The sequence below is a fragment of the Motilibacter rhizosphaerae genome (genome assembly GCF_004216915.1).
Classification (GTDB): Bacteria; Actinomycetota; Actinomycetes; order Motilibacterales; family Motilibacteraceae; genus Motilibacter; species Motilibacter rhizosphaerae.
The window spans coordinates 113482-127356 of the sequence record NZ_SGXD01000002.1 but is presented as its reverse complement, the minus strand read 5'-3'; the positions used below and the strand labels follow the sequence as shown (position 1 = coordinate 127356).

Genomic DNA, 13875 nt, shown 5'->3' with positions numbered 1-13875 from the left:
GCCACGCCGGGCGATTAGCTCAGTGGGAGAGCGCTTCGTTCACACCGAAGAGGTCCGCGGTTCGAAACCGCGATCGCCCACCCCCGGCGCACGAGGCCCGTCCGCGAAGGACGGGCCTCGTCGCACGTCAGCCCCCCTGCGCCCCGAGCGGCATCGCTAGGCTGAGGGCGACCGACAACGCCGTACGCCGAAGGGCCCTGCCGTGCCGAACCTCCGCATCACCGTCGCGACCCCTGCCGAGCGGGCCGAGCGCGAGGTGGCGGAGGGGACGACCGCCGCGGACGTCATCGGCGAGGACCGCGCGGTCGTGGTGGCCCGGGTCAACGGCGTGCTGCGCGACCTCTCCCACGAGCTGGCCGACGGCGACGTGGTCGAGCCGGTGCGCGCTGACGAGCCCGACGGCCGCATGGTGGTGCGCCACTCGGCCGCCCACGTGCTCGCCCAGGCCGTGCAGGACGCGCACCCCGAGGCGAAGCTCGGCATCGGCCCGCCCGTGGCCAACGGGTTCTACTACGACTTCGACGTGGCGCAGCCGTTCACCCCGGAGGACCTGCAGGCACTGGAGAAGCGCATGCAGGCCATCCAGAAGGAGGGCCAGGCCTTCCGCCGCCGCGTGGTGACCGAGGACGAGGCGCGCGCGGAGCTGGCCTCGGAGCCGTACAAGCTCGAGCTCATCGGGCTCAAGGGCGGCGGCGACAGCGGCGAGTCCGTCGAGGTCGGCGGCGGCGAGCTGACGATCTACGACAACCTCAAGCGCGACGGCTCGACCGCGTGGAAGGACCTCTGCCGCGGCCCGCACGTCCCCACCACCCGGCACATCCCCGCCTTCGCGCTGCAGCGCACCGCGGCGGCCTACTGGCGCGGGAGCGAGAAGAACCCGCAGCTGCAGCGCATCTACGGGACCGCGTGGGAGTCGCGCGACGCGCTCAAGGAGCACCTCGCCTTCCTCGTCGAGGCGGAGAAGCGCGACCACCGCCGCCTGGGCGCCGAGCTCGACCTGTTCTCGTTCCCCGACGAGATCGGCTCGGGGCTCGCGGTCTTCCACCCCCGCGGCGGCATCATCCGCCGGGTGATGGAGGACTACTCCCGCCGGCGGCACGAGGAGGCGGGCTACTCCTTCGTCAACACCCCGCACCTGACCAAGGGCAAGCTGTTCGAGGTCTCGGGCCACCTCGACTGGTACGCCGAGGGCATGTACCCGCCCATGGAGCTCGACGAGGGCCAGCGCTACTACCTCAAGCCCATGAACTGCCCCATGCACAACCTGGTCTTCCGCGCCCGGGGCCGGTCCTACCGCGAGCTCCCGCTGCGGCTGTTCGAGTTCGGCACGGTCTACCGCTACGAGAAGTCCGGCGTCGTGCAGGGCCTCACCCGCGCCCGCGGCTTCACCCAGGACGACGCGCACATCTACTGCACCCTCGAGCAGGTCCCCGACGAGCTCGACTCGCTGCTGAGCTTCGTGCTGGACCTGCTGCGCGACTACGGCCTCGACGACTTCTACCTCGAGCTGTCCACGCGCGACCCGGAGAAGTCCATCGGCACCGACGAGGTCTGGGCCGAGGCCACCGACGCCCTGCGCGTCGCCGCCGAGAAGCAGGGCCTGGAGCTCGTCCTCGACGAGGGCGGCGCCGCGTTCTACGGACCGAAGATCTCCGTGCAGGCCAGGGACGCCATCGGCCGCACCTGGCAGATGTCGACCATCCAGGTCGACCTCAACCTGCCCGAGCGCTTCGACCTGGAGTACCAGGCGGCCGACGGCACCCGGCAGCGCCCGGTGATGATCCACCGCGCGCTCTTCGGCTCCGTCGAGCGGTTCTTCGCCGTGCTGCTCGAGCACTACGCGGGTGCGTTCCCCGCGTGGCTCGCGCCCGTGCAGGTCGTCGGCATCCCGATCAGCGACGCGCACGTGGGCTACCTGCAGGACGTGGCCGCGAAGCTCAGGTCCCAGGGCGTACGCGTCGACGTCGACGCGTCCGATGACCGGATGCAGAAGAAGATCCGGACCGCGCAGAAGCAGAAGGTGCCGTACATGCTCATCGCCGGCGACGACGACGTGGCCAAGGGTGCCGTGTCGTTCCGCTACCGCAGCGGCGAGCAGAACAACGGCGTCCCCGTCGACGACGCGGTCGCCGAGATCGTCGCCGCGATCGCCGAGCGGCGCTGACCGTGGCGCTCGAGCCGGACGCCTTCGAGCGCCTCTGGACCCCGCACCGGATGGCGTACATCCGCGGGGAGGGGAAGCCGTCCGGCTCGGGCGAGGACGAGGCGTGCCCGTTCTGCCGCATCCCCGGCCAGTCCGACGAGGACGGCCTGGTCGTCGCGCGCGGCGAGCACGTCTACGCGGTGCTCAACCTCTACCCCTACAACGCGGGGCACCTGCTGGTGGTGCCGTACCGCCACATCGCCGACTACACCGAGCTGCTCGAGGGCGCGGAGACCGCGGAGTTCTCGGCGTTCACCAAGCGCTGCATGACGACGGTGCGCGCCGTCAGCGCCGCCCACGGCTTCAACGTCGGCATGAACCAGGGCTCCGTCGCCGGTGCCGGGATCGCGGCGCACCTGCACCAGCACGTGGTGCCGCGCTGGGGCGGCGACACCAACTTCATGCCCGTGGTCGCGCGGACTCGGGTGCTGCCGCAGCTGCTGGCGGACACGCGCGCCCTGCTCGCGGAGGCGTGGGGCGCGTGAACCGGCGCGACTTCCTCGTCGGCCTCGGCTCCTCCGGGGCGGGCGTCGCCGCGGGCGCGGTCGGCGGCTACGAGGGGGAGCGCTACGACCCCGCGGTGCGCCACGCGCGCGACCTGGCCTCCCAGGCGGCGTTCGAGAGCACCGCGCACCTCGGCACCGCGCGGCTCATCTGGTCGGTCCCGACCGAGCAGGACGTCGTGGCGCTGACGTTCGACGACGGGCCGCACCCGAGCTTCACTCCGCGTGTGCTCCAGGCGCTCGCCGACGCCGGCATGCGGGCGACCTTCAACGTCATGGGCTGGGCGGCGCTGCGCTACCCCGAGCTGCTGCGCCAGACGGTCGCGGCGGGCCACGAGATCGGCAACCACACGTGGACCCACGAGGACTTCGCCTTCACCGACCTGGAGGCCACGCGCGAGCAGATGCTGCGGGGCAAGGACGCCATCGAGCAGGTCACCCAGGTGCCGCTGCGCTTCCTGCGGCCGCCGCGCGGTGACATCAACGGCGCGGCCCTGCACCTGGCTGCGGAGCTCGGCTACGACGTGCTGCTCTGGTCGGTGGCGCGCGGCCCCGGCGACGGTCCTGGCACCGGGTCGCAGGTCGCTGACCACGTCCTGCACGACGTCCGCCGCGGGGACGTCATCGCGTTCCACGACGGCATCGGCCGGGGCACCTTCGCCCCGCACTCCAGCCTCGCGCGAGGCCTGGTCGCGCGCCGCGAGGTCGAGATCCGCGTGCTGCCCCAGATCCTCTCCGGGCTGACGGCGCGCGGGCTGCGTGCGGTCACCGTCAGCGAGCTGCTGGCGGTCGAGCTTCCCCGGGTTCCGCGGCAGCGCGGCGCGAGCAGCGGTTAGCCTTCGTCGGTGGAGCGTCGAGCACGGCTGGTGGGAGCCCTCGCTGCCGCCGCCCTGGCGCTGACCACGGCGTACGCCGCGGAGCCCCGGGGCATGGCGGCGCCCGTGCACCTGCGCAGCTCCGGCGTCGCCGGCAGCCCTGGCTCCGTGGTGGTCCTCGGTGAGGATGTCCCCGACGGCGCCCAGTGGGTCCCCGGCAGCAGCGTCCTGCGGACGCCCGCCGGTGGGCTCGTCGGTGGGACCATCGCCGACGTCGACGCCGCCCGAGCCTGGCTCGCCAGCGGTGTCGTGCCGGGCGCGACCCCCGCCGACCGCTCGACGGCCGAGCGCGCGCTGCTCGACCTGCGGCTGCTCACGCGCCCTGACGGTGCTCTGCTCGCCGGGCCCGAGGGCGCATGGGCGTACGTCTGGCCGCGTGACGCGTCCTTCGCCGCCGCCGCGTACGCCGCGACCGGCCACGTCGACGACGCCGCCCGGGTGCTCGGCTTCGTCGCGGCGCAGCAGCGCCCGGACGGGACGTGGGCGGCGCGCGTACGGCCGGACGGCGACGTGCCCGACGGCCGCCCGGACCAGCTCGACGCCACCGGCTGGTTCCCCTGGGCCGTGTGGTCCGCGGTCGCCAGCGCCCGGCGCGACGGCGACACGGCCGCGGCCGACGACCTCGAGCGGCACCTGCTCCCCGCCGTACGCCGCGCGGTCGCCGCCGCCGAGGCCCAGGTCGACAGCAGGGGCGTGCCGGCGGCCAGCCAGGACTACTGGGAGGACCGCGTCCTCGGCCCCACCCTCGGCACCGCAGCCGCGCTGTCGGCGGGCATGCACGCCGCCGCAGCGCTCGGCGTCGCCCCCGCCGCCGGGCTCGCCCGCCGGCTCGACCGCCGCCTCGCCCTGGACTGGCCGGGGACCTCGCGCTACCAGCACGGCGAGGGCGGCAGCGACGCCGCCGTCGCCTGGCTCGGTGCGCCGTTCCGGCCCGCGCCCTCGTCGCTGGCCTCGCGCCTGCGCGTCGCGCAGCGCCGGCTCACGGCGCCCGCGGGCGGACTGCGCCCGGGCTCGCGCTTCACCGCCGCCCACGTGTCCTGGACTCCCGAGACGGCCGCCTTCGCCCTCGCCTGGGCCGCCTCCGGCTCCCGCGACCGCGCGGAGGGCTGGCTGCGCTGGCTGGAGGGGGTGCGTACGCCGCTGGGGTCGCTGCCCGAGAAGGTCAGCGCCACAGGCGAGCCTGCCTCCGTCGCGCCCCTCGCGTGGACGGACGCGGAGGTCCTGCTGGCGCTGGTCGCCCTGGACCGCGGGCTGCCGACACCGCCGTGACCAGGTGGGCGGGGCTGGTGCTCGCTGCCGGGGTCGTGCTCGGCGGCGCGGTAGGGCTCGTCCTGGGGCTGCGGACGCACGTGCCCACCGCTGCGTACGCCGTGGGGGAGGGGGCGGTGCTCGGCGGGGTCGCGGCGCTGCCGGTGGCGGGGGTCCTGCTGGTGGTGTCGGGGATCACGGGCGTGCTGCGTCGGGGGCGCGGGTAGCGGCGGCACCACGCTGATGTTCGCCGTCATCACCAGGCGTTGTGGTGCCACAGGGGTCGTGGTCCGGCCTGTTCCGGTGGGCACCTCGTTCCCGGAGCCGACCCCCGGCGAGCATCGAAGCTCCTGCGCGCGACCCTCGCGCGCACCGCTCGCGCAGGCGCACGTCGACACCCGTTCACCAGATCGGGGTGGTGCTGCCGGGGTCGCGGTCGATGATGTGGCACGCCTTGATGGGTGGTCTTGCGTCGGGTGGTCTGAGCTGGAAGAGGCCGGGCCGGTCGGGGTCGGGTTCGACAGTCCAGCCGTCCTCGTGGGCGATGTGGTGGTGTCTCTTGCAGAACAGCACGTAGCTGCTCAGGTCGGACAGCCCGCCCTTCGACCACGGGATGGTGTGGTGGGCTTCAAGGCGGACCCGGTCGCAGCCGGGGACGATGCACCCGCCGTCCCGCGCTTTGAGCGCTTTCAGTTGAGCGCTGGTGGCGAACCGCTTGGCGCGGCCCTCGGCGAGGGGGACGCCGAGCCCGGTGGTGAGCAGCGGGGTGATGACCGCGTCGCAGGTGAGCAGCTCCAGCGCCGCTGGGCCGAGCGAGCGGGTGAGGACCGAGGCGAGCGGGGAGCGGGCTCCCCACGCCGGGTCGTCGGCGCGGAGGGTCGCCACGTCAGCGACGAGGGTGAGCCGCGGGCGGGAGCCGTTGACCTCGGGCACGGTGTCGAGGTCGGCGACGAGGCCGATCGCGTCGGCGAGAGCGTCGTGCCGGCGCTGCGCCGCGGACCGCGCGTCCGGGCCACCGTCGATCCCGGGGACTGGTGCGGCGAGCCCGGTGAGGACCTGCTCGAGCAGGTCCCCGAGCTCGGGGGAGAGCAGGCCGGTCACGTGCCGCCACCCGTCCAGCGCAGTCGTGGTGGTGAAGGAGCGCTGGGCGAGGCGGCGCTGCTCCCGCTCCGCCGCGGACTCCCCCACCCCGGCCGCTTCGGCCGCGGCCTGGACCAGGCGGGTCAGGTCGTCCGCGGTGTTGTCGCGGGCGAAGTCCACGAGCGTCTTCTCCAGCCGCGGCAGCTCGTCCGGGGTGTCGGCGAGGTAGCCGACGACCGGCGCGAGGCGGCGGACGTGCTGCCAGGACACCCAGCCCTCGGCCAGCGCGTCCGCCGCTAGCGGCAGGGAGCGCAGGGCGCGCGCGACGCGTACCCGGGACCTCGCGTCCGCCTCTCCGACGTGGGTGTGGTGCCGCAGCCACGACGCCGCCGTCACCGCGAAGTCCGCCTGGTACGCCTGCCGCGCGTCGAACGCCTCCAGCACCTTCGCGTCCGCCGCGTCGAGCACAGCGCGGGTCGCGTGCAGCTCCTTCAGCAGCGGCCCCAGTTCGGCTGCAGCCACTTCGGACAGGTCGAGCGCGGCGAGCTCGGCGAGGCAGGCTTGCGCCTGCTCCACCAGCTGACCGCGGCTCGAACACATGTTCGAATCATACTGCATGTGCGGCGGTAGCGGAAGCAGAAACCGCTGCGGCGCAGTGGATCCTCCAAGACGCGCATGATCGCGAAAGCATCGCCGCCCCCCCACCCGGTGCAGGGGTCGACGACCCCTGGGTGAAGGGCCACTGGTTGTGGCCCAGCCCCGCCCGCAGGCTGGAGCCGTCCAACCGGAGAGAGGAAGAGCATGAGCGAGAGCACGATCCGCGTCGCCGTCGTCACCGGAGGGTCGCGGGGCATCGGCCGGGCTGTCGTCGAGCGCCTGGCGCGCGAGGGCTACGCCGTCGTAGTCGGGTACGCCGGCCGCAAGGACGCCGCCGAGGAGGTCGCCGGCGCGGTCCTCGCGGCGGGAGGTCGCGCGATCAGCGTGCAGGCCGACGTGGCCGACGAGGACCAGATCATCGAGCTGTTCGAGCGGGCCGAGCGGGAGTTCGGCGGAGTCGACGTCGTGGTCCACGCGGCGGGCAAGCTCGCCCTGTCGCCGGTGGCCGAGCTCGACCTCGCGGAGTTCGACGCGCTGCACCGCACCAACGTCCGCGGCACGTTCGTCGTCGCGAAGCAGGCCCTCCGTCGCCTGCGGGCCGGTGGCGCCCTCATCACGTTCTCGACGTCCGTGGTCGGGCTCGCGCTGCCGGGCTACGGCGCGTACGCGGCCAGCAAGGGAGCGGTCGAGGCGTTGACGCGGATCCTGGCGAACGAATTGCGTGGCAGGGACATCACCACCAACACCGTCGCCCCCGGACCGACAGCGACAGACCTCTTCCTCGACGGGAAGGACGAGCAGACGATCGACCGGATGGCGAAGCAGGCGCCCCTGGAGCGGCTCGGCGCGCCCGAGGACATCGCCGAGACCATCGCGTTCCTCGCTTCACCGGCCGGTCACTGGGTCAACGGCCAGGTGCTCCGGGTCAACGGCGGGATCGTCTGAGGTCCACCCGCCCAAGACCTGCATGATCACGGGGAAGGTGCGGGTGCCGCCCACAGGATCTGCATGATCACGGGGGAGGGGTCGCGGGGAAGGTGCGGGTGCCGCCCACAGGATCTGCATGATCACGGGCAAAGGCGGTCAGTCCTGGCTGCCGGAGAAGATCCCGCCCATCCCCCCGACGCCCGTCTTCTTGTCGCCGGCGCCGGTGTTCTTCTGCAGCGCCTTCGCCAGTCCGTCGATGGTGACCGACTGGAGGATCACCTGGCCGTTGCCCTCGAGCGTGGCCACCGACATGCCCTCGCCACCGAGGACGGCGGTCATCAGCCCCTGCCGGGACAGCCCGCCGATGCGCTGCACGCCGTACCGGATCCCGTGGTCCCACGCGACGATGCAGCCGGTGTCCACGCGGATCTTGCCGCCGTAGTCGGCGGGATTGATGTCGATGAAGTCGCCGGCACCGCCGATGAGCAGCGTGCCGGTGCCGGTGAACTTCTCGAGCACGAACCCCTCGCCGCCGGAGAACCCCTGACGCAGGCCGGAGAACGCGATGTCGAAGTTCACCCCGGCCTCGGCGGCGACGAAGGCGTCCTTCTCGGCGAACCACGTCGTACGCCCGTCGAGCTCGATCGCGCGCATCTCGCCCGGGATCACCCCGGCGAGGCCGAGCAGCCCGTCGCCGCCGTTGGTGTGGAAATGCTGGAACGCCAGGGACTCTCCGGCTGCCATGCGCTTGCCTGCGTCGACCGCCGTCCGCAGCAGGCCGCCGAACCCGCCCGCCTGCGGCTGCTGCTGCTGGGCCTGTCCGCCCGCGGTGGGGGCGCTCAGCTTCGTCTCCATGACGACGTCGTCGGAGCAGAAGAGGAACTTGCCCGCCTCGCTGTAGACCACCTGCCCCGGGCGCAGGGTCACGATGGCGACCTTGGTGGTGGTGCCCAGCAGGTTGACGTCGAGAGCCATGCCCGAACGCTACGGGGTGAGCCCCGCGAGTCCCACCGCTACCCCAGCAGCTTCGCCGCCAGCTGACCCGGCATCGGCTCGTGCCGCGCGTACTCCCGCGTGAACGTCCCGCCGCCGTGGGACAGCGAGCGCAGGTCGACGGCGTACGCCGTGACCTCCTGCGCGGGGACCTCCGCGCTGATCTCCGTGCGGCCGCCGTCGACGGGCGACTGCCCGAGCACCCGGCCGCGGCGACCCGACAGGTCGGACATGACGGGGCCGACGTACTCGTCCGGCACGGTCACGGTGACGAGGTCGACGGGCTCGAGCAGCGCCATGCTCCCGTTGGTGGCGGCGTCCTTCAGCGCAAGCGAGCCCGCGATCTGGAACGCCGCGTCGGAGGAGTCCACCGCGTGCGCCTTGCCGTCGACGAGCGTGACCCGGATGTCGACGACCGGGTAGCCCGAGACGAGCCCGCGCTCCATCGCGGCGCGGACGCCCTTCTCGACCGAGGGGATGAACTGGCGGGGCACCGCGCCACCGACGACCTTGTCGACGAACTCGAGTCCCGCGCCCGACGGCAGCGGCTCGACCTCGATGTCGCACACAGCGAACTGCCCGTGGCCACCGGACTGCTTGACGTGCCGGCCGTGGCCCTTTGACGTGGAGGCGAAGGTCTCCCGCAGGGAGACGCGGACGGGCTCGGTGTCGACGCTCACGCCGTAGCGGCCCGAGAGCTTGCCCAGCACGGCATCCCGGTGCGCCTCGCCCATGCACCAGAGCACCGTCTGCGCGGTCTGCTCGAGCCGCAGCGTCGGGTCCTCGGCGACGAGCCGGCCGAGGGCGGCCGCGAGCTTGTCCTCGTCGGCGCGCGCACGGGCCGAGATCGCGACCGGGAGCATCGGCTCCGGCATCGTCCAGGGCTCGACGAGGGCGGGATCCTCCTTGCTGGACAGGGTGTCCCCGGTCTCGGCGCGGCTGAGCTTGGAGACCGCGACGATGTCGCCGGCGACCGCGGAGGGGACCGGTCGCTGCTGCTTGCCGGACGGCACCGACAGCGCCCCCACCCGCTCGTCGACGTCGTGGTCGGCATGGCCCGCGTTCGCGCCGAAGAAGGTGGCCGCGTGCCCCGAGACGTGCACCGGCGTGTCCGGCAGCAGGGTCCCCGAGAACACGCGCACCAGGGACGTGCGCCCGACGTACGGGTCGCTCACGGTCTTGACGACCTCGGCCACCAACGGGCCGGCGGGGTCGCAGACGAGCGGGTCCTTCGGTGCTCCCACCGGTGTCCAGACCGCCGGCATGGGGTGCTCGGCGGGCGTCGGGAAGGCCGCGACCACGAGGTCGAGCAGCTCCACCAGGCCGACACCGGCCGTGGGGGAGGCCGCGAGGACGGGGTAGAACGCCCCGCGCGCCACGGCCTTCTCGAGGTCCTCGGTCAGCAGCGCGAGGTCGATCTCCTCACCGGCGAGGTAGCGGTCCATGAGGGTCTCGTCCTCGGACTCCGCGATGATCCCCTCGAGCAGTGCTCCCCGCGCGTCCACTGTCGCGTCGACGTGCTCGTGCTCCGCCGGGCGGACCGCACGGCCGGAGGAGTAGTCCACGACCTGCTGCGCGAGCAGCTCGTAGAGGCCCGCGACGTCGCCCTCGTCGGACAGCAGCGGCACGTGCAGCGGAAGCACTCCGTCGCCGAAGACGCGCTGGCAGATGGCCACGGCCTCGTCGAAGTCGGCGCGCTCCTTGTCGAGCTTGGTCACGACGACCGCGCGGGGCATGCCCACCGCCGCGCACTCCTCCCAGAGCAGCTGGGTCGCTGGGTCCAGGCCGTCGACCGCGGACACGACGAAGAGCGCGGCGTCCGCAGCCCGCAGGCCGGCGCGCAGCTCGCCCACGAAGTCCGCGTAGCCGGGCGCGTCGAGCAGGTTGAGCTTGGTGTCGCGGTGCAGCAGGGCGAGCAGCGTGAGGGCGTGCTCGTCCGCCTCGGGGGCGGGGACGCCGGCCGTGCGCGCCAGCGCCTCCACGAGGGTGGTCTTCCCGGCACCGCTGTGACCGACGAGCACGACGTTGCGGATGCGTGCGGGGTCGGCCACCACGGGTGCCGGGGCCGTATCAGCGCCCTTGCTCATGCCCTGCTCCCTGGGGTCCGTCGCTGCTGGTGAGGGGTCCGCCCAGCGTGCTCCCGGCGGGAGGCGGGGTGCAAGGGTGCCACGCGCACGGGAGGGCCGGGCCCACGCGCGACTACGATGCCAGGCGCTGGTGCAGCCGGACCCGACGGGGAGAGATGCTCAACAGGTACGCGCGGGCGTTCTTCGCGCGCGTGATGACCCCCGTCGCGCGGCTGCTGCTGCGCCTCGGGGTGAGCCCCGACGTCGTCACGCTGCTCGGCACCGTCGGGGTCTGCGCAGGCGCACTCGCGTTCTTCCCCAGGGGCGAGTTCTTCTGGGGCACCATCGTCATCACCTGCTTCGTCTTCAGCGACATGCTCGACGGCAACATGGCGCGGCAGTCAGGCCGGTCCTCGCAGTGGGGCGCGTGGCTGGACTCGAGCACCGACCGCGCTGGCGACGCGGCGATCTTCGTGGGCATCGCCTGGTGGTGGTTCCACGGCGGCCACGACGACCTGCTCGGCGGCCTCGCGCTCGCCGGCCTCGTCATCGGGTCGCTGGTGTCCTACGTCAAGGCGCGCGCGGAGGGGCTCGGCATGCGCGCCGACGTCGGCGTCATGGAGCGCTCCGACCGGCTGGTGACGATCCTGCTGGGCACCGGCTTCTCCGGGCTGGGCGTGCCGTACGTCCAGGCCCTGGCGCTGTGGATCGTCGCCATCGGCGCCGCGTTCACCGTCGTGCAGCGGACCCTGCTCGTCCGGCGCCAGGCCCTCGCCGCGCGCCTGACGCCCGAGGGGTGAACGACCGGCTGGTCCTCGCGGCGTACGCCCTCGGGTGGCGGGCCGTGCGGCTGCTCCCCGAGCGCGCCGCGTACGCCGTCTTCCGGCTGCTGGCCGACGTCGCCTACCTGCGGGGCGGGCACGGCGTCCAGCGGCTGCGCGCGAACCTCGCGCGGGCGGGTGCTGAGGACCGCGCCCGGGACGGCATGCGCTCCTACCTGCGCTACTGGTGCGACGCGTTCCGCATGGCCGGCTGGAGCCGCGAGCGCGTGGTCGGGTCGGTCGAGCCCGTCGGTGACGCCGTGCTCGCCGAGGCGCTGGCCGCGGGAACGGGGTTCGTCGCCGCGCTGCCGCACACCGGCAACTGGGACCACGCCGGGGCGTGGGCGGCGGCGGTGCACGCTCCCGTCGTCACCGTCGCCGAGCGGCTGCGCCCGGAGGAGCTCTACGACCGCTTCGTCGCGTACCGGCGCGCGGTCGGGATCGAGGTGCTCGCGCTCGGCAGCCCGGGTGTGCTGGCCGGCCTGCGCGAGGCCGTGCGCGAGGACCAGATCGTCTGCCTGCTCTGCGACCGCGACCTCACGGCCTCCGGCGTCGAGGTGGAGCTGCTCGGGCACCGGGCCCGGATGGCGCCCGGGCCGGCGCTGCTGGCGCTGCAGACCGGCGCGCCGCTGCACCCGGTCACCACGGCGTACGCGGGGGAGCGGCTGCGCGTCACCTTCCACGCGCGGGTGCCGGTGCCGGAGGCCGGCACCACCCGCGAGAGGGTGGGGATCATGATGCAGGGGGTCGCCGACGCGTTCAGCGCCGCGCTGCGCGAGCACCCGGAGGACTGGCACATGCTCCAGCGGGTCTTCGTCGCGGACCTCGAGGCACACCGGTGAGGGTGGGGCTCGTCTGCCCCTACGCCTGGGACGTCCCCGGCGGCGTCCAGTTCCACGTCCGCGACCTGGCCGAGCGGCTCCTCGAGCTCGGCCACGAGGTCAGCGTGCTCGCTCCCGCCGACGACGAGCTGCCGCTGCCTGACTACGTCGTCCCCGCGGGCCGGGCCGTGCCCGTGCCGTACAACGGCTCGGTCGCCCGGCTGGTCTTCGGCCCGCTGTCCGCGGCGCGCGTACGCCGGTGGCTGGCGACGGGGGAGTTCGACGTCGTCCACATCCACGAGCCGGCGACGCCCAGCCTGTCGCTGCTCACCTGCTGGGCGGCGGACGGCCCGCTCGTCGGGACCTTCCACACGGCGAGCCTGCGCTCGCGGGCGTACTCGGCGTTCTACCCGGTGCTCTACCCGGCGCTGGAGAAGCTCTCGGCCCGCATCGCGGTGAGCGAGGACGCCCGGCGCACCGTCGTCGAGCACATCGGCGGCGACGCGGTCGTCATCCCGAACGGCGTCGTCGTCGACGCGTTCGCGCGCGCCGCACCCCGCGAGGAGTGGCGCGGTGCGGACGGGACCGTCGCGTTCCTCGGGCGACTGGACGAGCCGCGCAAGGGGCTGCCGACGCTGCTCGCGGCCTGGCCCGCCGTGCTGGCCGAGCTGCCGCACGCGCGGCTGCTCGTGGGCGGGCGCGGGGACCTGGACGCCGCGTCGGCGCTGCTGCCGGCTGGCACCCAGGGCTCGGTGCGCTTCCTCGGCCAGCTCGATGACGCCGACAAGGCCGCGATGCTGCGCACGGCGGACGTCTACGCCGCACCCAACACGGGCGGCGAGAGCTTCGGGATCGTGCTCGCCGAGGCGATGGCCGCGGGCGCGGCGGTCGTGGCGAGCGACCTGCCGGCGTTCACCCGGGTCCTCGAGGGCGGGCGGGCCGGGGTGCTCGTCCCCGTCGAGGACCCCGCGTCGCTGGCGGCCGCGCTCGTCGCCGTGCTGCGCGACGGCGAGCTGCGCCGCTCGGTCCAGTCCGAGGCGGCGGTCGCAGTGCGCCGCTACGACTGGTCGGTCGTCGCAGCCGACGTCCTCGCGGTCTACGAGACGGTCGCCCAGGGCGCGGAGCACGTGCGCGCCGTCGAGGAGGACGGTCCGGGCCGGCTCGGCCGGCTCTGGGCACGGAGGTCCTGATGCCGCCCGTGCTCGACGTCGTGCTCCTCGTGGTCCTGCTCGCGCTCGTCACCTGGCAGCTCACCTGGACCGCGGGACGGCTCGACCGGCTGCACGGCCGCGTCGAGGGCGCCCGAGCCGCGCTGGACGCGGCGCTCCTGCGCCGGGCCACCGCGGTCCTCGAGCTCGCCGGGTCCGGCCTGCTCGACCCGGCGACGAGCGTGATCCTGGCCGACACCGCGCACGCCGCGCGCACGGCGGGGGAGCCGGAGCGCGAGCTCGCCGAGTCCCAGCTCTCGGTCGCGCTGCGCGCCGTGCTCGACGAGGAGGCCGTCGCGATCCTGCGGGAGGAGCCGGTCGGCGAGGAGGCGCTGGTCGACCTGGCGGACGCCTGCCGCCGGGTGGCGCTGGCGCGCCGCCTGCACAACGACGCCGTACGCTCCGCGACCGTCCTGCGCCGCAAGCGCGTCGTGCGCTGGGCGCGCCTGGCCGGGCACGCAGGAGCGCCGGGATCGTTCGAGATCGACGACGAGGTGCCGCCCGCGCTGGCGCCGCAGGGCTAGTGGTCATCG

General features: G+C 74.0%; 13 protein-coding genes and 1 tRNA gene. 11 read left to right on the top strand and 3 right to left on the bottom strand.

Going from position 1 to position 13875, the window contains the following annotated elements; all coding sequences use genetic code 11:
- Positions 1–8: 8 nt before the first annotated feature.
- From EV189_RS06045 to EV189_RS06015, 6 genes are all read left to right on the top strand, one after another.
- Positions 9–80, top strand: a tRNA-Val gene (locus EV189_RS06045).
- 122 nt (positions 81–202) lie between these two features.
- Positions 203–2164, top strand: coding sequence for a threonine--tRNA ligase (gene thrS, locus EV189_RS06040; RefSeq protein ID WP_130492067.1), 1962 nt, complete (start codon positions 203–205; stop codon positions 2162–2164).
- Between the two features lie 50 nt (positions 2165–2214).
- A complete protein-coding gene (locus EV189_RS06035) occupies positions 2215–2688 on the top strand; it encodes an HIT family protein (protein WP_130492893.1) in 474 nt (157 codons plus the stop codon).
- Entirely contained in the window at positions 2685–3542 is an 858-nt protein-coding gene (locus tag EV189_RS20070; RefSeq protein WP_165400157.1) for a polysaccharide deacetylase family protein, read from the top strand. Before EV189_RS06035 ends, EV189_RS20070 begins: the two co-directional genes overlap by 4 nt.
- Positions 3543–3551: 9 nt before the next feature.
- Entirely contained in the window at positions 3552–4850 is a 1299-nt protein-coding gene (locus EV189_RS06020; RefSeq protein WP_130492066.1) for a glycoside hydrolase family 15, read from the top strand.
- On the top strand, positions 4847–5056 hold the full coding sequence (locus tag EV189_RS06015; protein WP_130492065.1) for a hypothetical protein: 210 nt from the start codon (positions 4847–4849) through the stop codon (positions 5054–5056). The genes EV189_RS06020 and EV189_RS06015 overlap by 4 nt, the downstream gene beginning before the upstream one ends.
- A gap of 175 nt (positions 5057–5231) precedes the next feature.
- Here EV189_RS06015 and EV189_RS06010 read toward each other — a convergent pair whose 3' ends face one another.
- Positions 5232–6509 carry an HNH endonuclease signature motif containing protein gene (locus EV189_RS06010; RefSeq protein ID WP_165400156.1) on the bottom strand — a complete coding sequence of 426 codons (1278 nt, stop codon included), beginning with the start codon at positions 6507–6509 and terminating at the stop codon, positions 5232–5234.
- Positions 6510–6710: 201 nt separating this feature from the next.
- Between EV189_RS06010 and EV189_RS06005 the strand changes: the two genes are divergently transcribed.
- Positions 6711–7451 (top strand): SDR family oxidoreductase, encoded by a 741-nt coding sequence (locus EV189_RS06005; protein WP_130492063.1) that lies wholly within the window; start codon positions 6711–6713, stop codon positions 7449–7451.
- A 138-nt stretch (positions 7452–7589) separates the two neighbouring features.
- Here the strand turns inward: EV189_RS06005 and EV189_RS06000 are convergent, their stop codons facing one another.
- Together EV189_RS06000 and EV189_RS05995 are read right to left on the bottom strand one after the other, a co-directional pair.
- Entirely contained in the window at positions 7590–8408 is an 819-nt protein-coding gene (locus EV189_RS06000) for an AIM24 family protein (RefSeq protein WP_130492062.1), read from the bottom strand.
- A gap of 38 nt (positions 8409–8446) precedes the next feature.
- A complete protein-coding gene (locus EV189_RS05995; RefSeq protein WP_130492061.1) occupies positions 8447–10513 on the bottom strand; it encodes an elongation factor G-like protein EF-G2 in 2067 nt (688 codons plus the stop codon).
- Between the two features lie 155 nt (positions 10514–10668).
- Here EV189_RS05995 and pgsA point away from each other — a divergent pair, with 155 nt between their 5' ends.
- The 4 genes from pgsA to EV189_RS05980 are packed head-to-tail and all read left to right on the top strand — an operon-like array spanning position 10669 to position 13866.
- The gene (gene pgsA / locus EV189_RS20440) at positions 10669–11292 is read left to right on the top strand and encodes a phosphatidylinositol phosphate synthase (protein ID WP_196788528.1); all 624 of its coding nucleotides are present in this window, start codon (positions 10669–10671) and stop codon (positions 11290–11292) included.
- Positions 11289–12155 (top strand): phosphatidylinositol mannoside acyltransferase, encoded by an 867-nt coding sequence (locus tag EV189_RS20435; protein ID WP_196788527.1) that lies wholly within the window; start codon positions 11289–11291, stop codon positions 12153–12155. The genes pgsA and EV189_RS20435 overlap by 4 nt, the downstream gene beginning before the upstream one ends.
- Positions 12152–13324: a glycosyltransferase family 4 protein gene (locus EV189_RS05985; RefSeq protein WP_130492060.1), complete on the top strand. Its 1173-nt coding sequence runs from the start codon at positions 12152–12154 to the stop codon at positions 13322–13324. Before EV189_RS20435 ends, EV189_RS05985 begins: the two co-directional genes overlap by 4 nt.
- Positions 13324–13866, top strand: coding sequence for a hypothetical protein (locus EV189_RS05980; RefSeq protein ID WP_130492059.1), 543 nt, complete (start codon positions 13324–13326; stop codon positions 13864–13866). The genes EV189_RS05985 and EV189_RS05980 overlap by 1 nt, the downstream gene beginning before the upstream one ends.
- Positions 13867–13875: the final 9 nt, after the last annotated feature.